This is a genomic window from Ensifer sp. LC384 (genome assembly GCF_001695865.1).
Taxonomy (GTDB): Bacteria; Pseudomonadota; Alphaproteobacteria; order Rhizobiales; family Rhizobiaceae; genus Ensifer.
Map to the genome: position 1 here is coordinate 57031 of NZ_MBST01000003.1, position 21271 is coordinate 78301.

The window sequence follows — 21271 nt, forward strand, 5'->3', positions numbered from 1 at the left end:
AGCGCGCATCGGCGCTCCGGGGGAATTGCGGAAGGCTTACTTCAGGCCCCAGTACTTGTTGACCAGCTGGTCGAGCGTGCCGTCGTCCTTGATCATCTTCAGGCCTTCGTTGAAGGCCGCGACGTTCTCATCGCCCTTGCGGAAGACGAGGCCGAGCGGATCGGATTCCAGATCCTTGATGGCGACCACCAGTTCGCCGGCGAATTCGCGCTCGTAGGCGGCCGCATTGGCGCCGTTGATGACGACGCCGTCGACGTCCTTGTTCTTGAGCGCGATGATGGCGGCGCTGAAGCTGTCATAGGCGGCAACGTTCTCCTTGCCGACAACACCTTCGGCGACCTGCGCATCGGTCGTGTTCGCCTGGGCGGAGAGCTTTCTGCCGGCCGCCTTGAAGGCGTCCAGCGTGATGCCCTGGTCTTCAACCCGCATCAGCACGGCCTGGCTGTTGACGATGTAGGGATCGGAGAAATCCATGGCTTTCTTGCGTTCCTCGGTGATCGAGACGCCCGAGGCGACGAGGTCGAAATTGCCCTGATCGAGCGCGGCAAAGATGCCATCCCAACCGGTGGTGACGAACTCGGCCTGGCAGTTGATCTTGGCGCAGACGGCATTGACCACGTCGACGTCGAAGCCGACGATCTGGCCACTCGCCGGATCGACGCTTTCCATTGGCGGCGAGGTTGTGTCGGACCCCACCTTGAGCAGCTTGCCGCCGAGGTCGGCGGCGTGGGAAACGCTTGAGGCAAGAGCCGCAAAGGTCAGCGCTATAATCAGTTTTTTCATGGTTCTCCTCCTTGGATGATGAATGCTCAGACCAGCCGGCCGCCGAGATTGTCCGGCTGCCTTTCGATCAGGGTTGGCCTGAAGACCTGCCGCAACGCCTTCGGGTCCTCGCCCTCCATGCGCTTCAACAGGAATTGCCCGAGTGTCCGTCCGAGGACCTCGATCGGTTGATAGAAGGTGGTGATCGGCGGCGTGAAATAAGCGCTGACGTTGATATCGTCATAGGCGATCACGTCGACGTCGACGCCCACCTGCCGCCCAAGACTGCCGAGGCCGGAAAGCACGCCGAGCGTCGTCGATTCGTTGATGCAGACGAAGGCGGTCGGCGGCTCGGCCGCCTGCAGGAGATCAATCACGCTCTGCCGGCCGAAATGGGTCGAAAGATCGCCTTCGACAACGAGATCGACAGAGGCGGCAATGCCGGCCTCTCGGAAGGCACGGGCAAAACCATCCAGCCTGTCCAGTGCATAGGAGAGCCGGCGCTCGGGATTGACGAGCGCGATGCGGCGATGGCCGCCGGCGAGCAACCGCGCGGTGGCGGCGTGGGCCGCCCATTCGTTGTCGATGTCGACATGGGCGTAGTCGAGGTCCTTGCGGCAACGCCCCATCGAAACGAAGGGGAAGTGCTGGTCGACCAGCAGATCGATGCGCGGGTCGTCGGCAAGGATGCCCGAGAAGATCAACCCGTCGGCAAGGCCCTGATCGACGATACGGCGCGCCGTTTCGACGCCGTCGGCGGCATCACGGATGACATGCACGGACATGCGGTAGTCCGTGCCTTCAAGCGCCTGGCTGACGCCGCTCAAGACCTGGGTATATTCGACGCCGTCCCACTCATAGTCGCGCGCTGCCGTCACCGGCATCAGCACTGCCGCCTGGAAGCTCTTTCCGGTGCGAAGCGCCATGCCGCGCGCGTTGGCCTGATAGCCGACTTCGCGCGCCGCCTTGAAGATGAGATCACGGGTAACGGGCGCCACGACTGGCGAATCCCTGAGCGCTTTCGAGATCGTTGCGATGGAATAGCCGGTGATCTCGGCCAGCGTCTTGATCGTCGGCGCGGGTGTGCGCCTGGTTTTGTGCATATGCGCTGCCATGCACCCTCCCAGGTCCCTTGGCTCACTCTGAGCATATGCGTAACAGCCAATAAAAACGTTTTCAAGAAAAATAAAAACGTTTTTATTTTGATGTGGGGAGAACTTTAGTTCGACAACATCTTTAGTCGCGCGGGCCGATAGGTCGACCTGAGCGGCAATACGGATGGAACCGCGAACGGGGAGGACGGTGTCGGCAGGCCGCTCGGCGACCACCGCACCAAGGCCCTAGACCGCGCCTCCATCTGGTCGCCGCGCGTCACGACATTTCAACCGAGGAAAATTTCACGCGCATGAAAAAGACCGCGAAGCAGTCGCTTCGCGGTCTTTTACTAAGCATTACTCCGCGCCGTGCGGGCCGCTTTCTCAATCCATGTCGTCGCTGTCAGGCGCGATCGTATGATCGCGGTTGCCATGGATGATTTCGCGCTTGCCGACATGGTTGGCGGCACCCACAAGGCCTTCCTTTTCCATGCGTTCGACGAGCGAAGCGGCGCGGTTGTAGCCGATACCCAGGCGGCGCTGGATGTAGGACGTGGAGCACTTCTTGTCGCGCAGCACCACCTTGACGGCCTGGTCGTAGAGTTCGTTGCCGTCCTCCGAGGCCATGCCGGTCTTGTCGAAGACGGCGCCCTGCTCTTCCGCAGGCTCCTCTTCCTCCTCGTCCGCCGTGACGGTTTCGAGGTATTCGGGCCGGCCTTGCGTCTTGAGGTGGGCGACGACATGTTCGACTTCCTGGTCCGAAACGAACGGTCCGTGGACACGGGCGATGCGGCCGCCGCCTTGCATGTGCAGCATGTCGCCCTGACCGAGCAGCTGTTCGGCACCCTGTTCGCCAAGGATCGTGCGGCTGTCGATCTTCGAGGTCACCTGGAAGGAGATACGCGTCGGGAAGTTGGCCTTGATCGTGCCGGTGATAACGTCGACCGAGGGGCGCTGCGTCGCCATGATCAGGTGGATGCCGGCAGCGCGCGCCATCTGCGCCAACCGCTGGATAGCGCCTTCGATCTCCTTGCCGGCGACCATCATCAGGTCGGCCATCTCGTCGACGATGACGACGATATAGGGCATCGGCGCCAGATCCATTTCCTGCTGCTCGAACAGCGCCTCGCCGGTGCCCTTCTCGAAGCCGGTCTGGACCGTGCACATCACCGGCTCGCCCATTTCACGGGCCGCGGCGGCGCGCTGGTTGTAGCCGTCGATGTTGCGCACGCCGAGGCGCGACATCTTGCGATAGCGATCCTCCATCTCGCGCACCGCCCATTTCAGCGCCATCACCGCCTTCTTCGGATCGGTAACGACGGGGGTCAGCAGATGCGGGATGCCGTCATAGACCGAGAGTTCGAGCATCTTCGGATCGACCATGATCATGCGGCACTCTTCCGGCTTCAGCCGGTAGAGCAGCGACAGGATCATGGTGTTGATCGCCACCGACTTGCCCGAACCGGTGGTGCCGGCAACGAGCAGATGCGGCATCTTTGCAAGCTCAGCGATGACGGGTTCACCGCCGATCGTCTTGCCCAGGCACAGCGCCAGCTTGCAATTTGTCTTGCGGAAATCGACGGATTCGATCAGCTCGCGGAAATAGACGGTCTCGCGGGTCGCGTTCGGCAGCTCGATGCCGATGACGTTGCGGCCGGGTACGACCGCCACACGAGCGGACAGTGCCGACATCGAGCGGGCGATGTCATCGGCCAGATTGATCACGCGGGAAGACTTGACGCCGGGGGCCGGCTCGAACTCGTAAAGCGTGACGACCGGGCCTGGGCGGACATGGATGATCTCGCCGCGCACGCCGAAATCTTCGAGCACGCTTTCGAGAAGCCCGGCGTTCTGCTCGAGTTGCTCCTGTGACATGAAGAAGCCGCGGCCTTCCGGCGGCTCCTGCAACAGATCCTCGGCCGGAAACTCATAACCGTCGGCGTGAGCGAAACGCTCGGTCGCGCCAATCGGCGGCAGCAGCGAGGGTGCGCGCGAGACCTGCGCGGGCATGGTGATCGCAGCCTTCGACACCGTCGCGACCGTGCGGACCGGCTCTTCCACGGCCATCAGCGGGGTGATCTCGGCCGGTTCGACCGCAGCCGGCGGAACGGATGCGATTTCCGACGGAACGACCACCGGCGCCGGCGCTTCGCGCGCGGGTTCTACGGACACGGGCTCTTCCAGCGCTGCCACAGCGGCGGCTGGGGTCGCTGGCGCGACCGCTGCCGGTCGGCATTCGACAACGCGGAAAAGCGACGTGATCGCCGTCGGCGGCATGCGCCTGATTTCCACCGCCTTGACGGCTGCCGGGGGCGACATAGACACGACCGGAGCGGGAGTAAAGGAAGCGGGCACCGCCGTTTCGACAAAGGGCTTCGGCTGCACAGTGGCTGCCTCGAGCGAACCGTCATCCAGGGCGGACGGACCGAATTCGAAGAACGCAAAATCCGACAGGAACGACAAGCGCGTGTCGGCCTGGGTCTCTGCCATGGCTGGCATTGGCTCGACGATCGGCGCCGGCTCAACGGGTGCAGCCGGCGTCGCGCTGGCTGCAGGCGCTTCGTTTGCGGACTGCTCCGCCAGGCTGGGAGCGACTGCAGCATCAGCAACGGTAGCGCCGGACGCCGCGTTGGCAGCGTCCGCCTTTGGTGCCGACGACCAATGCGGCAATTGGCTCGTGAGCACACGCAGCAGTTCAGACGGGCTGTAGGATGGCAACGCCGGCTCAGGCTCGAACTCTGGTGCGACGTCGACCACCACCGGCGATGCGGCGGGGACGGCGATCTCGATGGCCACGGGCGCCACGTCTGCTGGCGCGGTCTCGACGACGGCATTTTCGCCGGGCGCGATGTCTTCTTCGGGCGCGACATCGCTCTCGCTGCCCGAAGGCGCGCGGCGCTTGGTAAACTCCCGTTCCGGCGTGCGGGTGAAACGCACATTCGGCGCCAGGAAGAAATGGCTCTCCCACGTCGCGTCGCCGTAGTGGCCGGCGATCTCCGACAGGGTCGGCAGCGGTTCGTCGGTCGACGTCGTCACTTGGGCGGGGGCATAGGCCGTGCCCTGGCCATAAAGGCGGGCAGCACGGCCGACATGCGCCGTCGCGTCCGATTGCTGGTTGGCGGGCCTGCGAGGCGCTGCGGGCGCCTCGTACAACTGGTAGGGATCGACGGGATCCGCGTCATGGGGAGGCATATCGCTCAACGCACCGTCCTGCGGATCGTCATGATAATCCGCCTGGTTTGCATCATGCAAAGCTGCCTGAGAGAAGTTTGTCCTGGGAATACGCATGGGTCCTGGAAGAGCTAGAGACATCGCCGAGGGGCCTGCTAAGCGATAGAAAATGAAGGTTAACAAGTCCCTTCCAAGGGCCGCTTGAAAGACATCGGGCGCCCCGTTCAATCCGGCAAGACAGCCTCTGAAACGGCCGCAATCCCCATCCCGCTCAAGGGCATCGCGCCATTCTGTCGCCGGCGGCACGTGGTCGAAAATATTTCTTCCGGATCGTCATTTTGGGACGCCGCGGCACAACGACGTGATGCGCTTCGGTCGCAGATACAGGCCACAACGAATCGGGCCGGCGTGACCTCGTCACGCCGGCCCGATAAAGACTGCGACAGGCTTGCGAAAATCGCGAGCAATCAGCTCCGGCGCGCAGCCACGAAAGCCGCGTGATGCTCGGCAAGGCGCTCGATCGCCTCATCGACAAAGACCGGGCTGACATCGGCCGAGAACTCGATCCGGGCACTCTTTCCGTCTCGCTTCAACTTGGCAAAGGCCCGGCCGTTCTCGTCGGTGAGAACCTCGGGCTTCGCCGGATCCTGCCTGTCGGTGCGTGACAGGCGCGCAAAGACGAGCTGGAAGCGCCGGTCGCTGTCGGCCTCGAGGAAACGCCTCAGGCCGATCTCTTCCTGCGCCTTCTGTAACGCTGCCTCGCCCTCGAGCAGGCCGCCGATCGCCATCCAGCGTTCGCGACCAACCTTGGGCGCGGGACCGATCGCCCGGGCGATTGCCAACGGAACGCTTTCGGCGACCTGGATCAGCCGCGACAGTTCGCTCTTCTGGACAGCAAGCGCATCGCCGATGACCTTGCGATCAAAGCCGCGCTCGGCCAGGGCCGAGGCAAACAGCGCCCGCTCGATAAATGACAGGTTGCGGCGTTCGGCGTTTTCCTTGCCCTGCGCCAGCACGAGTTCGTCATCGGTCAAGGACCGGACGATGGCCTTGACCTTGATGCCGAGGCTGCGGACGGCATTCAGCCGGCGGTGGCCATAGGCGGTTTGATAGCGCCCCTGCTTTTCCGGGTGCGGTCGCACCAGGATCGGCGACTGCTGGCCGTTCTCGCGGATGCTGTCGCCGAGAGCGAGAAAGTCCGGATCATCGAGTTCGCCGTCGGTCAGACGGTCGCCGACGAAGGAGGCGTCCACCAGATCGGGATCGAGTTCCACGACACGCTCGCCCTGATGCAGCGCCTCGCGCAGCGATCGGGCCTCCTCGGCCTCCCTGGTGATGCTGCCAAGGGAAAGGCCCATGGCCTTGATGGCGCCCGAGGCAGCCCGTGGCGTATCGGCCGGAGGCGTCGCGGGTGTCAGTGCCGTTGCCTCAGCGGACGTTGCTGCATTCGCTTCGGCCGAAGGCGCGGGTGCTACCGGCGCCACGTTTCCGGAAAAGAGTGCGCGCAGTTCGTTCTTGCGGTTGCCAGCCATGTCTTTTAGCGCCCCCAGGCCGCATGAATGAGAGCTTCGATCTCGCCGTTGACGGCATTCAGCGATTCGATCGCGCGGTCGTAGGTGGCGCGGGTGAAGTTTTCCCGCCCGACCTCGTAAAGCGTCTGCTTGGTGAGACCCGCATCGGAAACCGCGGTCGATTTGACCATCGCCGAGGTCAGGACACGATCTCCGAACAGCGAACGCATGAAACCGACGATCTGCGCCTGCGGGCCGTCGTTCGGCTCAAAGCGGGTCACGAGATAGCGCAGGAAGTCGAAATTGAGCTCGCCGCCCGCTTCGCGCACGACACTGAGCAAGTCCGAGGTCATGTAGAGGAACTGGTTCATCGACGCGACGTCGAGCATCTGCGGATGCACGGTGACGAGCACCGAGGTCGAGGCGCAAAGCGCCGACAGCGTGAGATAGCCCAGCTGCGGCGGGCAATCGATGACGACGACGTCGTAGTCGTCGGCCACGCTTGCCAGCGCCGACTGCACCCGCGCGAAGAACAGCGGGCCGGCATCTGAACCGTTATGGCGGGCGCTGAGCGCCTGCGGCGTCGTATGTTCGAATTCCTGCAGTTCCAGATTGCCGGGCACCAGGTCGAGCCCGTCAAAATAGGTCGGACGGATGATGTCCTTCAGCGGCCGAGCTTCGGCATCGTAGCGAATGGCGCCATAGAGCGTGTCGTTGCCGGTGAGGTCCAGTTCCGGCTGGTAGCCGAAAAGCGCCGAAAGCGACGCCTGCGGGTCGAGGTCGACGGCGAGAACCCGGTGGCCGGTCATGGCCAGATATTGCGCGATGTGGACCGACGAGGTGGTCTTGCCGGAGCCGCCCTTGAAGTTGGTGACGGAAATCACCTGCAGGTGCTCGCCGCGCTCGCGGTCGCGCCATTTCAGGTAGCTGCGCGCCTTGGCGGCATTGCCCTTGGCAAGCGCCTGCTCGGCCAGGTGGCGGCGCAGCGCGTTGATGTCGGACAGCGAATAGGAACGGCGCCCGCCGGTGCCGGTATCGGGTTGCGGCCCCTCGCCCGCAAGTGACAGCTGGCGCAGGTAGCCATCGGAAACGCCGATCAGCTTGGCAGCCTCGCCGGAGGTGAAGCTGCGAAGCGTCTTCATCGCGGTCGGCGGGAACAGCCGCTCGCGCATTGCCTTCAGCTGTTCGGAAAGGGCGCGTGCATCGGCTGCGATGGCTTCGTCGGCTGGCTGCCGGGTGTGGGAAAGATCCGTCCCGGGTCGCGTCTGTGTTACCGTCATGTCCATTCCCGCCATACTCCTTGCGTGCCCTCCCGCATCATTGACACCGGGAGGCACTAACAGAGATTTAATTGAGATACGCCTAAACAGCATATATTCAGAAAATTCCGTAACAGGGATGCCGCAGACAATGATTCGCGTCAAGGCGTCGGGCCGATTTCGCACATCCCGGCCGGCATGGTCCTGCGCTATCGCGACCCGGAGGAAACGAAAAAGCCGCCGGCCCGAGGGCGGCGACTTCGTCGTTGCAGCGCGTGACGGCAATCGCGCGAATGATCAGAGCTTGGGACCGATATGATCCGGGATCGGGCACTGGTAAGGCTTGCCCTCGGTCTTTTCACGCCACTCGGCCTTTGCCTGCGCAAGCAATTCCGGATCGAGAATGAGATCGAGGCCTGTCGCTGCCAACGACTTGGCGGCATGGGCGAGGGCCTTGTGGGCCGCGGGGCTCTTGCCCTGCGCGACCACCTGCCAGGTGTGCGGGGCAGTACCGATCGCCCAGGCGGGCGCCCAGCATTGCGCCGTCGGCGTGACCCAGCTGACATCGCCGACATCGGTCGAACCGGCGCGGAAATGCGACTGCCCCTCGAAATCGCGAAGCCCGAGGTGCAGACCGCTCGATCCATCCATCCGGCTGTTGGAGAACACGTCGCCCTTGATCTGGTAGAGCCGGATGCTGCTGGCGATCGCCTCCGGCGTCATGGTCTGCTGGATCTCGCGGGCAAAATCAAGGTCCGCCTCGTCAAAGGGAACCGGCCCGAGCGCAACCATGTTCTGGTGGATCGCCGTTTCCAGCGTGATGTTCGGCAACAGGTTGGTTGCCGCCCGATCGAAGACGACCTCGACCTGCGTCTCCGTCATCATCGCGGCGCCCTTGGCGACCTTGTCAATGCGGGCAGCCAGCGCAAGCGCTTCCGGCATTTGTGGCGCGCGGACAAGATAGAGCGCTTCGGCGCGTGCCTGGACGACATTGGCCGCCTTGCCGCCTGCATCGGTGATCGCATAATGCACGCGGCAATCCTGCGGCATGTGCTCGCGCAGGAAGTTGACGCCGATATTCATCAGTTCCAGCGCATCGAGGGCGCTGCGTCCAAGATGGGCGCCGTTCGAGGCATGTGCGGCGACACCCTTGAAACGATAGTAGATTTCGAGGACCGCGAGATTGTTGGTCGAGCGCACGCCATTGAAAGGTGCTGGATGCCAGGTGAGCGCGGTATCGACATCGGCAAAGGCGCCAGCACGCGCCATGAAGGTCTTGCCCGAGCCACCCTCTTCGCCGGGGCAGCCATAGTAACGGACCGTTCCCGGCAGATTGTTTTCGCGCAGGTAGCGGGCAAGCGCGACTGCGGCCAGCAGGGAGCCGGTGCCGAGCAGATTGTGGCCGCAGCCGTGTCCGGTGCCTCCGTCCTCAAGCGGTTTTGCCTCGGCAACGCCGGCGATCTGGCTCAAACCGGCAAGCGCATCGAACTCTCCGAGAAGGGCGATCAGCGGACCGCCCTCGCCGGCTTCGCCGGTAAAGGCCGTTTCGATATCGGCCGTTCCGCGCGCAATACGAAACCCATGTTTCTCCAGCATCGCTACCTGCATTGCCGCCGACTTGTGCTCGCGAAAGCTCAGCTCGGCATAGTCCCAGATCGCGTCGCTCATCGCAGTGAATTCGGACTTCAGCTCTTCGACGATGTCGGAAAGAGCGGCGACGACGGATGGCTGGGGCATAGGTATTCCTCTTGCGGCGACATGGGAGCCGGCCGCATTGGCATTTCTGTCTTTAGGTGGAGGGTGGCGGCACGGTCGCCGCCACCGGATACGAGTTCCGGCCGAGCTTGACTTAGTCGTCGAGCGTAACTTCCCAGAGCCGGGTGTTCGACTGCCAGACGGGCTCGCCGTGCAACTTCTTCGTCGCGCCCCAGATGTCGACCATGTCGTACATGAAGATCCCCGGGACTTCCTCGAGCATCAGCTTGTGGAATTCGTCGAAGATCGCCTGGCGCTTTGCCTGATCGGCCTCGACATAGGCCGCCTTCATCAGCTCGACCGCCTTCGGGTTATCCCACATCAGCGACGCGTTCTTGTCCTTGTTGCCGACGTAGAAGCCGTACATCAGCGCGGGATCGAGACGCGGTGCAACCGACTGCGAAATCACCTGGTAGTTGCCCGAGCGGCGGCGGTCGACCTGGGTCGCATAGTCGAGCACTTCGATCTGCACATTGAGACCGACCTGCTGCATCATCGCCTGGGCGACGACCGCAGCCGGGAAGCTCGGCACGTTGCCGCGCTTGTTGGCGATGATGGTAATCGCCTCGCCCTTGTAGCCGGCGTCTGCCAGATCCTTCTTGGCCTTTTCCAGGTCCATCGGGGTCTTCGTCTTCTGCGCATCCGAGTAGAAGATCGAGTCCGCCGAAACCATCGAGGCATTGGCCTCGCCAGTGCCGTTGGAGACGGCGGCAACCAGCTGGTCGAGGTCGAGCGCTTCGGCCATGGCGCGGCGTACCCCGACGTTGCTCAACACCTTGTCGCGGGTCTGGAAGTAAAGCAGGTTCTTGCCGTTGTTGCGCTTGACGATCAACTGCATCGTCTCGCTGTCCTTGAACTCCGAAATCAGGTCGGCAGAAACTTCGGCCGTATCGAGGGCGCCCGACAGCAGGCCGGTTTTTACCGTCGATGCATCGGGGATGACCATGAACTTGATGCCGTCGACCAGCGGCCGCTTCGAGCCGACCATGCCGTCCGGCTTGCCGTCATTGGCAGGCGAGACATAGGCCTCGTTCTTTAAGAGACGGACATATTCGCCCTTCTTCCATTCGGCCCATTTGAACGGCCCGGTACCAACAGGAGCAACGAAGGCGCCGTCGGCGCCGACCGAATCCTTGGCGATGATGCCGGTATATCCGCATTCCGGACGCGCCATCAGGCCGAGAAAGACGGCCGACGGCTTTTCGATCGTCATCGTCACCGTGCTCGGATCGACAGCCGTGACGGCGGATACCTTGATGGTCTTGCTGCCGTCGAAATCGCCGGCGCAGGTCCACTTGGTGTCGGCGCCCATGTAGCGGTTCCAGTTCCACACGACATCGTCGGCCGTGACCGCATTGCCATTGTGGAACTTCACGTCTTCGCGCAGCTTGAACGTATAGGTCAATCCATCAGGAGACACCTCGAAGGTCTTGGCGACGAGCGGCTTCACCTCGCCGTTCTCGGCGTAGCCGACGAGGCCTTCGACAATGTGAAAGATCACGGAATCGGTGTTGCCGTCGCGGTTGACGCCCGGCACGTTGCTGCGGATGTCAGAGCTCTGCGCAACCACCAGGTCACGCGCCTCGGCAAAGCCGACGCCACTCATCAGGATGGTGCCGGCAAGGAATATGTTTTTCATGGTTCCACTCTTCTCCAGTTGTTTCTTGTTGGTTTGTTGCGGTTGATTTCGGTCAGAACGCGTCCCAGCAGGCCTGCGACAGCCGACCGATGGTTTCGAGCGCGATGGCGTAGCCGGGCGTGCCATCGGGCATCAGCTGCGGCACGGCGTCGGTAAAGATGGCGATACCGTAGAGCGGCCGACTGTTGCGATAGACGAGCCCGGCGTCCATGCGCCCGCGTTTGCCGCGCCCGGACTTGCTGGCGACGACCGTCTCGAAAGGCAGCCGCGAGCGGATGCCGTAGCGCAGCACCTGGTTCTTCAACGTCCGCAGCGCGAAGCGGCAAAGCTCGACGGAAGTGCCGAGACGTGCCGCAGCAGCCTCATCGTCCTGCGCGGCGAGGATCAGTTCGAGCAGCAACATCTGGTCGCTCGCCGTCGTCGTCGTCACCTCGCCGAGCGAATGGTCCGGCTTCAGGCCGAGCGGCGGGATCAGAAAGCGATGGTGGGTGCCGGCCATGCCGATCGCCTTGCAGTAGCTGTCGACCTCTTCGAGCGTCAGCCGCTCCAGCACCATCTTGGTGCAGACATTGTCGCTGAGCACCATCATGCCGACGATGGCGTCGCGCAGCGGGATGACGAGGCCCGGCGTCATGTAGCGGAACATGCCGCTCGCGACCTCGTGCTTCAGCCTCTCCTCGTAGGTGATGCCTGCGTCGAGATCGAGCCGGCCTTCGTGCGCCGCCTTCAGTGCCGCCATCATGATCGAGGTCTTGCGGGTGCTGGCCGAAGGCGTCTCTTCGTTCTCGCCCCGCCCTATCGTCTCGCCAGTCTCAAGATTGCGGACGAGGAAACGGGTGATGAACGGCTGGGCGTCGGCAATCGCATGAAGCCGTTCGGCCATTGTCGCGGCTTTCATTGCTACAGTCATGTCAGGCCTCCAGCCGCCATTTGAGGGTGACGCCACCCCTCTGATTGAGATCGAGCGCCGGGATCGCCGAGAGCAGCTTGCGGGTATAGGCTTCCTGCGGCTGGTCGAAGATCCGGTCGCGGTCGCCCTGTTCGACGATGCGGCCGTCCTGCATGACGATCACCCGGTCGGCGACCTGCTCGACGACGCCGAGGTCATGGCTGATGAACAGGCAGGAAAACCCGTAGCGCTTCTGCAGGTCGGAGAAGAGTTCGAGCACCTGCGCCCGCACCGTGACGTCGAGCGCAGAGACCGGTTCGTCGGCGATCAGGAACTTCGGCCGTCGGGCGATTGCTCGGGCAATGGCGACGCGCTGACGCTGGCCACCGGAAAGCTCATGCGGATAACGGCCGGCGAAATCGCCGCCAAGACCGACTTCGTCAAGCGTTTCGAGCGCCCGCTTGCGCTTGGCTGCACCATCCAGATCGGGCACCAGCCGCAGCGCCTCTTCGACCAGCGCCTGTATCGTCATGCGCGGATCGAGCGAGGAATAGGGGTCCTGGAAAACCATCTGGCAATTCAGCCGGTAGTCACGCCAGTCGGCACTGCGCTCGCGCCCCCGGAAGAGGATCTCGCCTTCGCTCTGCTCGACAAGGCCGGCGATCGTGCGGCCAAGCGTCGTCTTGCCCGAACCGGAGCCGCCGACGAGGGCTACGACCTCGCCGACATGGATGTCGACGCTGACGCCGTGAAGCGCGCGCTTCGGCGCCTGCTTGCGGAAGAGCCCCTTGCGACCGGGATATTCCACCACGATGTTGCGCGCCGACACCATGGGTGTCCGCGACATGTCGAGCCTGCGCGGTGCCGCGCGAAACGGCAGCGAGGACAGGAGCTTGCGGGTGTAGGGATGCTCCGGCGCGCTTAGAATGTCCTCGGTCGTGCCCTGCTCGACAATCATGCCCTTTTCCATGACGACGAAGCGATTGGTATAGCGCGCGACCATCGGCAGATCGTGGCTGATCAGGAGAACGGCCGTGCCCTCGGCCTTGGTGAGTTCGACCATCAGTTCCATGACGTCGCGCTGCACGACGGCGTCGAGCGCCGTCGTCGGCTCGTCGGCAATCAGCAGGGCCGGTTTCAGCAACATGACGGAGGCGAGCATGATGCGCTGGCGCATGCCGCCGGAAAACTCGTGCGGATAGGCGGCTAGCGCCCGCTCCGGCTCGCGCAGGCCGACTCGCTTCAGCATGTCGAGGATGGCGGCCCGACGCTCGTCGGCGTTCTTCTTCGTATGCAGGATCAGCCCTTCTTCGAGCTGCCTGCCGATGGTCATCGACGGGTTGAGCGAGGTCATCGGCTCCTGGAACACGACGCCGATCTCGCCGCCGCGCAACTGCCGGATATCGTGATCCCTCATCGCCAGTACATCCCGCCCGCGATAGCTGATCGTGCCGCCGACATGGCGTACCGCCGGGGGGATCAGGCCGATAATCGCACGCGTCGCGAGCGTCTTGCCGGAGCCGGATTCGCCGACGATGCCGACGATTTCGCCGGGGCCGACGTCGAAGCTGACGTTCCTCACCACCTGGTTGCCGCTATGGGCGACGGCCAGCGACAGGTCGCGAACGCTGAGTAGGGAACTGCCGGTCATTTCAGGCCTCGCATGCGGGGGTCGAGCTTGTCGCGGAGCGCGTCGCCGAGAAGGTTGATGCCGAGCAGCGTCAGCGCGATGCAAAGGCCGGGGAAGAAACCGAGCCAGACGGCCTGCTCGATGAACGGGCGACCGGCGGCCAGCATGTTGCCCCAGGTCGGCGCCGGTGGCGGCACGCCGAGGCCGAGAAACGACAGCGCGCTTTCCGACAGGATCGCCCAGCCGAACATTGAAGTCGCAAGCACCGTAATGGGTGCCAGGCAGTTCGGCAGGATGTGGCGCAGCATGGTGTAAATTTCGCCATTCCCCATGACGCGCGACGCCTCGATGAATTCGCGTTCGCGCAGCGACAGCACGGCGCCGCGCACGACACGCGCCATCGATGGCGTGTAGGCAATGCCAAGCGCGAAGATGATGCCATATTGGTTGGCCCCGAAGACTGCGAGCAGTCCGAGCGCCAGAAGGATACCAGGGAAGGCGAGCAGCGCGTTGTTGACCGCCATGATGACGCCATCGACCCAGCCGCGGGCATAGCCGCTGATGAGGCCGATCAGCGTGCCGCAGACGACCGCGAAAGCGACCGTCAGGCAGCCGATCCAGACGCTGGCGCGGGCGCCGATCATCAGGCGGCTGGCAACGTCGCGTCCGAACTCATCGGTGCCGAGCCAATGCTGCGCGCCGGGCGCTGCAAGACGCGAGGTGAAGCCAAGCGCCATCGGATCGTAGGGCGTCCAGAACACGCCGATCAGCGCGGTGAGGACGAGCGCCGCGATGAGACCGCCACCGATGACGCCGTTGAAAGTGAGCTTTCTCATTCTGCCACCACCCGCGGATCGAAGAGAGGATAGAGAAGGTCGACCACGAAGTTGACGACGACATAGGAGAAAGCGACGAGCAGCAGGCAGCCCTGGATCACCGGATAGTCCCGCTGGAAGATGCTGTCGACCATCAGGCGGCCGAGGCCAGGGATGGTAAAGACCGTCTCAATGACTGCGATGCCACCGAGCAGATTGCCGAGGATCAGGCCGATCATCGTCCAGGTCGGACCGAACGCGTTCTTGAAAGCATGTTTCCAGAGGACGGCGCTCTCCGACAGCCCCTTGGCCCGCGCATGGGTGATGTAATCGAGCCGGAGAACCTCGAGCGTCGAGGCGCGCGCCATGCGGATGATCACGCCCATTTCGTGGATGACCAACGTCATGACGGGCAGAACGAGGTAGAGAAGGCCCGCCTTCCAGTTTTCCGAGATCGGCACGTAGCCCAACACCGGCAGCCAGCCCAGCTTCAAGCCAAAGGCAAGCAGCAGCAGCAGACCCAGCCAGAAGGTCGGGATCGACAGAAGCACGGTGGCCGTGCCGACCAGCGACAGATCCGTCAGGCTGTTCTGCCGCCAGGCGGCGATGACGCCGGCGGGAACGGCGATCAGGCTCGCGAGGAACACGGCGATGACGACGATCTCGGCGCTCACCATGAAGCGGCTCAGCACCAGGTGAAGAACCGGCTCGTCGGTGACGATCGAGCGGCCGAAATCGCCGGACAGGATGTTGCCGGCCCAGATGACGAACTGCTCGGGGATGCTGCGATCGAGGCCGAGCACGCTTCGCATTTCGGCGATCTGCTGCGGCTCGGCCATATCGCCGAGCATCAGCGCAGCCGGATCGCCGGGGATGAGACGGATGAGCGTGAAGACGGCAACCGAGACGATGACGATCGTCGGTATCGCCATCACGAGGCGATTGAGTATGAACTTGATCATGGGTTCCCCGTACTGAGAACGGCCCGGCGCGACATCGCGATTCGGCCCTCCTGCCGGCTTTTCTTGACACGACTATGATCGAATGGAAAAAACCGCGCAATATTATGAGGAATCGTCATAGCTCTATGACGAAGGCATGACATGCGGTCAGCCGACGGAACCGATCAAGCATGGCGTCGCATGACGGTAGGGGCCGGTTACGCCAAAACGCGACGGGTCAGGATCAAAAGCTCCGGACTGCGAGTGAAGGTGGGCGCCAGCTATCAAGGAGGATTGCGCCGCGATGCCGCAGCACAAAGGCTGTCCACACTGGACCTTGGGTCACCAGCGAATGTTGAAGCCCATCTTGAGATCGGGAAACAGGTGCCCGCCGCGCGTGCCGGTGGCGCTGACGGCAGACGCAATACCGACCAGGAACAAGGCGAAGACGATGCCGACAACCACAATTCGAACTGTTGTGCCAGCCGGTTGGCGCTTCTTCTGCGTTGCCTGCAACATCATCCGCGACCGTATCCTTCCGCGTCACCCTCGAGTCCGCCCAGACGAAATCTGTGGTGTCACTGCCCGGTGAAGCGAAACGCCATCAGCATCGGCGCACTCGCCGGAGCAAATTCCCGCAAGCTTGGTCGCCTTCGCTCGACGCCTGGCTATTCAAAGCGCCTTCGGGAATCGTGCTTAAGGTATGACGCAAGGTTCGGCTCAAGCGGAATTTTTAGGCTGATACCGCAGATCGCATCCATTGGACGTATGCCCAAAGGTCGGCGCTGCGAAGAGCCGATGCCTATGTCTGCCACACGCTATGCGCACCTCGACCGTCAACTCCGAAGGGATCGTAGCAGCGGGCGATTAAAGCAGATGGAGGCAATCGGCGAGCTCGCGAGCGGCAGCCCCTCCCGCCCGGTTCGCACCGATGGTGGACGCCGAGGGGCCGTAACCGACGAGATGAATTCTCGGGTCCTTTGCCACCTGTGTCGCAAGCCGACCGGCCATCAGGATGCCGCCGTCGGCATTGCGCAGCTGCAGCGGTGCCAGATGATCGAGCGCACTTCGAAAGCCGGTGCTCCAGAGAATGACGTCGACGGCCTGCTCGCGCCCGTCCTGCCAGCGCACGCCGCGCTCGGTGATCTCGGCAAACATCGGCTGGCGATCGAGCGCACCGCGCGCACGGGCAGCGAGGATCGCCGGCGTCACCGGAATGCCGGTTACGGAGACGACCGAGCCCGGCGGCAGGCCGCGGCGGACACGGTCTTCGACCATCGCGACGGCCGCACGCCCGACCTCTGAAGTAAACGGCTCGTCACGGAACGCCGGCTCCTCCCGCGTTACCCATGTGGTCGATGTCACCTGGGATATTTCGTCCAGCAGCTGGATTGCCGAAATGCCGCCACCGACCACCAGCACATGCTGTCCGGCAAACTGCTCGGCGGTCTGATAATCCTTTGTGTGCAGCTGGCGCCCCCTAAAGAGATCCGATCCCGGATAGGGCGGAATGTAGGGAGACTCCCAGGTGCCGGTCGCGTTGATGATGCCACGCGCGGCATAGACGCCGGCGTCGGTCTCGACCCGGAAACGTTCACCCCTCTCGCACACGACCTTGACGGCAACCGGTCGGCGAACGGGAAGGTCGAATGCCTTCTCGTAGGCGCTGTAATATTGCGGCACCGCAACCGCCGCATGGACTTCCCCATTGCTCGTGTCGACGGCGTCGGCGAATTTCATGCCGGGAAGATCGTGAATTCCATTGACGGTGCTCAGCGTCAGCGACGGCCAGCGGAACTGCCAGGCGCCTCCCGGCTCCGGCGACCGGTCGATAACGACGTATTGCATCTGAGGCGACAGCCCGAGCCGGCTCAGGTGGTAGCCCGAAGACAGACCCGCCTGCCCGGCACCGATGACGACGATGTCGATCTTGCGGGCCACGCGCGCATGCGTTTCGGTCTCGACGACGGGTGGAAAGGCGTGCCGGATCTCCGTCATCGCGCGGCTAAAATCGAGGGCCGATCGTTCCCTGTCAGAACATCCACGGTCGGTGGCCCTCAGCCAATCGCCGCAGCGAAGATCGCCGCCAGTTTTTCGATGCCGGCCTGGTCGTCCTGGTCGAAGCGCGCTGGTTCCGGGCTGTCGAGGTCGATGACACCGATCACCCGGCCATGGCGTCGGACAGGAACCACGAGCTCGGAGCGGGACGCCGCATCGCAGGCGATATGGCCCGGGAAGGCGTGAACGTCTTCCACGAGGATCGATTGCCCTTCTTTGACGGCCGTGCCGCAGACGCCGCGGCCGACAGGAATGCGGACGCAGGCAGGCTTGCCCTGAAATGGCCCGAGCACAAGTTCGTCATCGGAATCGAGAAAATAGAAGCCGGCCCAATTGAGGTCGGGCATCGTCTGGAACATCAGTGCCGAGGTGTTGGCCGCATTGGCGATCATGTTCGGCTCACCCTGCAGCAGGGATTCGAGTTGCTGCGCCAATTGCCTGTAGAATTCGGTCTTGTCGCCTGTGTCGATGGCCGCTGGCTGGAACATGATCTCTTCACTCTCTCAATGCGTGGACAGGCAATGTAGTGTCGCGCTCGACATTTTGCCAATTGCAGCGGATCTGCGCCGATGACGAACAAGGCGCTCATGGCTGCTGTGAAGCGGCGACTTGCCTTTTAAGGCAATCGATCATCGCCTGCGCCGCAATCGACAGCGGCACGCCGGCGGCGGTTGCGACACCGAAGTCCTGGGTCAGGTGGGGCGAAAAGCTTCTGATCTCGATCGGCAGATGCCGATGAAGGTTGGCGAAGAAGCTGCTGATGATCGCCACGCCGAGATCATGGGCGGCATAGGCGCAGGCCGAGCTGTTGCTGTGCGTTTCGATCTTGACCTTCTGCGGCACGCCTGCCTTTCGAAAGATCTCGTCGAGCATGACCCGGGTCGGCCGGCGGCGACCGATCAGGATCAGCGGTATGCCTCGGAGTTCCCTTGGGGTGACGTGGTCGAGCGCCGTCAACGGATGGTTCCTCGCCATGACGCAGACGCTGACGCCGGCTGCCACCGGCTGCATTTCGAGGCTGGCGCTCAATTGACCCTCGTAGCGCAGGAAGCCGAAATCGATGACGCGCTGCTCCACAAGGCGGGCAATCGCAACCGTCGTATCGAAGAAGGTTTCGACACGCACGCCGGGGAAATCCTTGGCATAGTCGGCCAGCATCGCAGGCGCGAAGTTTTCGGACATACTGTTCGGCAGGCCGATGCGCACGACTTCCGGGCCGACGGCGCCACTGCGAAGGTCCTGGGCAAGATTGGTAAAGCGATCGATCCCGAGCAAAATGTGTTCGGCATCCTCGGACAGTTTTAGCGCCTCCGGCGTCGGGATCAGCCGGCCCTTGTCGCGTGCAAACAGCGTCAGCGACAGGTCCTCCTCCAGTTGTTGCAGGAGCCGGCTGACACCGGACTGGCTGAGCCCCATGGTTTTTGCCGCCGCGATCGTCGAGCCGGTGGCAAGCAGGGTCCGCAACACTTCCAATTGTCGAAAATTCATGCCGACCCCGCATCCATCCCATTACCGTCTTCTCCTTCGTGCTTACGAAAAGGCGACGAATCAAGGAAGCCGGATTCGACGGCGGCGCTCGTCTGACGCCGCGGTGACGCGCCAGGGTGCGGATGGCCCGGAAATATTGGGGGCATTCGCCGAAGAGCACGCGTGCGCTCTCCGGCTTGTTCAGGCCGCCTTGTCGTCGATCAGGTGTCGACGCGCAGCGATTGGTTGAAGCGCTCGGCAAAGACCTCGATCGAGCCGCTGCCATAACGACGCAACTGGCGCTTGGTCAGAACGGACATCACACGCGCCGCCGTCGAGAACGTCATCTCATCGAGCGGACCGTCGCCACTCCAGGGTTTGCTCAACCGATCGGTGACGATGCCGATCATGTTTGCGGGCATGATGTCGGTGCAAGGTTTCATCCAGTCGAAGACGACCCTGACTGGCAGCAGCTTGCCTTCGAACGAAACCACGGGTTCAGGCATCCCCTCGCCCCAATCATCATAGGCCTCGAGGGCATCTCGAAAGAGATTCTGCAGGATGATGGAGGCATGCCCTTCATGAAGAGCGGGCAGCAAATTCGTCATTTGTGTCTCCTTCAGTGGTTAAGGCCGGGAAACGCGAATGGCCAATACTGTCAGCATGTATTTGTCATCGTGCCGTGTGGCCGGTACCTTGACGACCACACAATCGGTGGACTGCAGGCCATGGCGAAATGCAAAAACGTGGCAATGGTTCCAAGCGACCGGCGACTTTTTTTGAAGTTTTCGCAAGACGGCCGTTCTGGGTGCAACGGCGATCATGCCCGATCGGCAGCTATTTCGTGCCCCATTCGGCAGTATCAGCCTCGAAATGGCGAATGTTCGCTAAAGCCTGAGGAACGAAAAACTAATATCCATATATTCCATAGAATATACGATCTTACCTGAAGACGCCAGATAATTCACAGATATGCGCCACTATCGACATGGAGCAATCACATGGGGACGATCTCGCAGCTTTCCGAAAAGACAAAGCTCTCGGCACACCGGATCGCAAGTGAGGAAGAGGCGCTGGAGATCGCCCGGGACCTCGCGGGCGAATTCGCCAAACGATCGAACGAACGGGATACCGACCGGATCCTGCCCTTCGACGAGCTCGACACCCTTGCCCAATCAGGGCTGCTGGCGATCACCGTGCCTTCCGACTATGACGGCATCGACGTTTCCAACGCCGTACTGGCGGAAATCACCGCCATCCTGTCTGAAGCCGATAGCTCGATCGGCCAGATCCCACAGAACCATTTCTATATCCTCGAGGCGCTGCGCACGGACGGCACGGAAGAACAGAAGAAATTCTTCTTCGGACGGGCTTTGGCCGGCGACCGCTTCGGCAACGCGCTTTCCGAGAAAGACACGAAAACCGTCGGCGACTATGCGACGCGCCTGACGCCGGACGGTCTCGGATACCGCCTCAACGGCCGCAAGTTCTATTCGACCGGCGTGCTCTTTGCCGAATGGATCGTCGTGTTCGCGCTCGATCAGGACGAAAAACTCACCATGTCCTTCGTGCCGCGCAGCGCCGACGGCCTGCAGATCATCGACGATTGGGACGGGTTCGGACAGCGCACCACTGGCAGTGGAACGACGGTACTGCAGAACGTGTACGTGACGGCCGACGCGGTCGTGCGCCATCACCGCGGTTTCGAACGCCCGACGACGATCGGCGCGGTCGGTCAGATCATTCATGCCGGCATCGATCTCGGCATCGCGCGCGCCGCCTTCACTGACACGCTCGATTTCGTGCGCAACCGGGCGCGCCCCTGGATGGATAGCGGCGTCGAGCGGGCAGCGGACGACCCGCTGACCATCGCGCGCGTCGGACAGCTTGCAATCCGGCTTGAGGCCGCGACCGCCATTGTCGAGCGCGCTGGCAAGAAGGTCGACATCGCCCAGATCAACGGCACCGAGGAGAGCGTGGTCGAGGCGACGCTCGCCGTCGCCGCCGCCAAAGTGCTAACGACCGAAATCGCGCTCGAAGCCACCAACACCCTGTTCGAACTCGCCGGCACATCGGCCACCCGCATAGGCCTCAATCTCGACCGGCACTGGCGCAATGCCCGCACGCACACGCTGCATGACCCGGTGCGCTGGAAATACCACGTCGTCGGCAACTATCACCTGAATGGTGTCGCGCCGCCGAAGAACGGCGCTCTCTGACGCCTTACCCTGATGCCGCCCTTCCCCCGGAGATCGGCACCGATCTCCGGGGGCGTGCATG

Annotated in this window: 17 protein-coding genes; 1 reads left to right on the forward strand and 16 read right to left on the reverse strand. The window is 63.0% G+C overall.

Annotation, left to right across the window (positions count from 1 at the left end; genetic code table 11):
• Nucleotides 1–36 precede the first annotated feature (36 nt).
• The 16 genes from BC363_RS04510 to BC363_RS04585 form a co-directional block, all read right to left on the reverse strand.
• Nucleotides 37–783, reverse strand: coding sequence for a transporter substrate-binding domain-containing protein (locus tag BC363_RS04510; RefSeq protein ID WP_065785692.1), 747 nt, complete (start codon nt 781–783; stop codon nt 37–39).
• Between the two features lie 26 nt (nt 784–809).
• Nucleotides 810–1877 (reverse strand): LacI family transcriptional regulator, encoded by a 1068-nt coding sequence (locus BC363_RS04515; RefSeq protein WP_065785693.1) that lies wholly within the window; start codon nt 1875–1877, stop codon nt 810–812.
• Between the two features lie 363 nt (nt 1878–2240).
• Entirely contained in the window at nt 2241–5144 is a 2904-nt protein-coding gene (locus tag BC363_RS04520) for a DNA translocase FtsK (RefSeq protein WP_065785694.1), read from the reverse strand.
• Nucleotides 5145–5494: 350 nt separating this feature from the next.
• Nucleotides 5495–6559 (reverse strand): plasmid partitioning protein RepB, encoded by a 1065-nt coding sequence (gene repB / locus BC363_RS04525; RefSeq protein ID WP_065785695.1) that lies wholly within the window; start codon nt 6557–6559, stop codon nt 5495–5497.
• A 5-nt stretch (nt 6560–6564) separates the two neighbouring features.
• Nucleotides 6565–7818, reverse strand: a complete 1254-nt coding sequence (gene repA, locus BC363_RS04530; protein WP_141690219.1) for a plasmid partitioning protein RepA — start codon at nt 7816–7818, stop codon at nt 6565–6567.
• A 276-nt stretch (nt 7819–8094) separates the two neighbouring features.
• Entirely contained in the window at nt 8095–9534 is a 1440-nt protein-coding gene (locus BC363_RS04535; RefSeq protein WP_065785697.1) for a M20 family metallopeptidase, read from the reverse strand.
• Nucleotides 9535–9646: 112 nt separating this feature from the next.
• The gene (locus BC363_RS04540; protein WP_065785698.1) at nt 9647–11191 is read right to left on the reverse strand and encodes an ABC transporter substrate-binding protein; all 1545 of its coding nucleotides are present in this window, start codon (nt 11189–11191) and stop codon (nt 9647–9649) included.
• A 52-nt stretch (nt 11192–11243) separates the two neighbouring features.
• The gene (locus BC363_RS04545) at nt 11244–12101 is read right to left on the reverse strand and encodes a serine hydrolase (RefSeq protein WP_065785699.1); all 858 of its coding nucleotides are present in this window, start codon (nt 12099–12101) and stop codon (nt 11244–11246) included.
• Nucleotide 12102: 1 nt separating this feature from the next.
• Nucleotides 12103–13731: an ABC transporter ATP-binding protein gene (locus tag BC363_RS04550; protein WP_065785700.1), complete on the reverse strand. Its 1629-nt coding sequence runs from the start codon at nt 13729–13731 to the stop codon at nt 12103–12105.
• The gene (locus tag BC363_RS04555) at nt 13728–14546 is read right to left on the reverse strand and encodes an ABC transporter permease (protein ID WP_065785701.1); all 819 of its coding nucleotides are present in this window, start codon (nt 14544–14546) and stop codon (nt 13728–13730) included. The genes BC363_RS04550 and BC363_RS04555 overlap by 4 nt, the downstream gene beginning before the upstream one ends.
• Complete coding sequence (locus BC363_RS04560; RefSeq protein ID WP_065785702.1) at nt 14543–15487, reverse strand: ABC transporter permease; 945 nt, start codon at nt 15485–15487, stop codon at nt 14543–14545. The genes BC363_RS04555 and BC363_RS04560 overlap by 4 nt, the downstream gene beginning before the upstream one ends.
• 321 nt (nt 15488–15808) lie before the next feature.
• The gene (locus tag BC363_RS04565; RefSeq protein WP_065785703.1) at nt 15809–15988 is read right to left on the reverse strand and encodes a hypothetical protein; all 180 of its coding nucleotides are present in this window, start codon (nt 15986–15988) and stop codon (nt 15809–15811) included.
• Nucleotides 15989–16333: 345 nt separating this feature from the next.
• On the reverse strand, nt 16334–17464 hold the full coding sequence (locus BC363_RS04570) for an NAD(P)-binding domain-containing protein (protein ID WP_065785704.1): 1131 nt from the start codon (nt 17462–17464) through the stop codon (nt 16334–16336).
• Nucleotides 17465–17523: 59 nt separating this feature from the next.
• Nucleotides 17524–18012 (reverse strand): GAF domain-containing protein, encoded by a 489-nt coding sequence (locus BC363_RS04575; protein WP_065785705.1) that lies wholly within the window; start codon nt 18010–18012, stop codon nt 17524–17526.
• 97 nt (nt 18013–18109) lie between these two features.
• Complete coding sequence (locus BC363_RS04580; protein ID WP_065785706.1) at nt 18110–19012, reverse strand: LysR family transcriptional regulator; 903 nt, start codon at nt 19010–19012, stop codon at nt 18110–18112.
• Between the two features lie 200 nt (nt 19013–19212).
• Complete coding sequence (locus tag BC363_RS04585; protein ID WP_065785707.1) at nt 19213–19599, reverse strand: hypothetical protein; 387 nt, start codon at nt 19597–19599, stop codon at nt 19213–19215.
• 393 nt (nt 19600–19992) lie between these two features.
• On the opposite strand from BC363_RS04585, the gene BC363_RS04590 reads away from it, so the two are divergent.
• Complete coding sequence (locus BC363_RS04590) at nt 19993–21210, forward strand: SfnB family sulfur acquisition oxidoreductase (protein ID WP_065785708.1); 1218 nt, start codon at nt 19993–19995, stop codon at nt 21208–21210.
• Nucleotides 21211–21271: the final 61 nt, after the last annotated feature.

Bases quoted from the DNA above. Each gene is read 5' to 3' on its own strand.
- BC363_RS04510 (WP_065785692.1), bottom strand. From the start codon at position 783: ATGAAAAAACTGATTATAGCGCTGACCTTTGCGGCTCTTGCCTCAAGC.
- BC363_RS04515 (WP_065785693.1), bottom strand. From the start codon at position 1,877: ATGGCAGCGCATATGCACAAAACCAGGCGCACACCCGCGCCGACGATC.
- BC363_RS04520 (WP_065785694.1), bottom strand. From the start codon at position 5,144: ATGCGTATTCCCAGGACAAACTTCTCTCAGGCAGCTTTGCATGATGCA.
- repB (WP_065785695.1), bottom strand. From the start codon at position 6,559: ATGGCTGGCAACCGCAAGAACGAACTGCGCGCACTCTTTTCCGGAAAC.
- repA (WP_141690219.1), bottom strand. From the start codon at position 7,818: ATGACGGTAACACAGACGCGACCCGGGACGGATCTTTCCCACACCCGG.
- BC363_RS04535 (WP_065785697.1), bottom strand. From the start codon at position 9,534: ATGCCCCAGCCATCCGTCGTCGCCGCTCTTTCCGACATCGTCGAAGAG.
- BC363_RS04540 (WP_065785698.1), bottom strand. From the start codon at position 11,191: ATGAAAAACATATTCCTTGCCGGCACCATCCTGATGAGTGGCGTCGGC.
- BC363_RS04545 (WP_065785699.1), bottom strand. From the start codon at position 12,101: ATGACTGTAGCAATGAAAGCCGCGACAATGGCCGAACGGCTTCATGCG.
- BC363_RS04550 (WP_065785700.1), bottom strand. From the start codon at position 13,731: ATGACCGGCAGTTCCCTACTCAGCGTTCGCGACCTGTCGCTGGCCGTC.
- BC363_RS04555 (WP_065785701.1), bottom strand. From the start codon at position 14,546: ATGAGAAAGCTCACTTTCAACGGCGTCATCGGTGGCGGTCTCATCGCG.
- BC363_RS04560 (WP_065785702.1), bottom strand. From the start codon at position 15,487: ATGATCAAGTTCATACTCAATCGCCTCGTGATGGCGATACCGACGATC.
- BC363_RS04565 (WP_065785703.1), bottom strand. From the start codon at position 15,988: ATGATGTTGCAGGCAACGCAGAAGAAGCGCCAACCGGCTGGCACAACA.
- BC363_RS04570 (WP_065785704.1), bottom strand. From the start codon at position 17,464: ATGACGGAGATCCGGCACGCCTTTCCACCCGTCGTCGAGACCGAAACG.
- BC363_RS04575 (WP_065785705.1), bottom strand. From the start codon at position 18,012: ATGTTCCAGCCAGCGGCCATCGACACAGGCGACAAGACCGAATTCTAC.
- BC363_RS04580 (WP_065785706.1), bottom strand. From the start codon at position 19,012: ATGAATTTTCGACAATTGGAAGTGTTGCGGACCCTGCTTGCCACCGGC.
- BC363_RS04585 (WP_065785707.1), bottom strand. From the start codon at position 19,599: ATGACGAATTTGCTGCCCGCTCTTCATGAAGGGCATGCCTCCATCATC.
- BC363_RS04590 (WP_065785708.1), top strand. From the start codon at position 19,993: ATGGGGACGATCTCGCAGCTTTCCGAAAAGACAAAGCTCTCGGCACAC.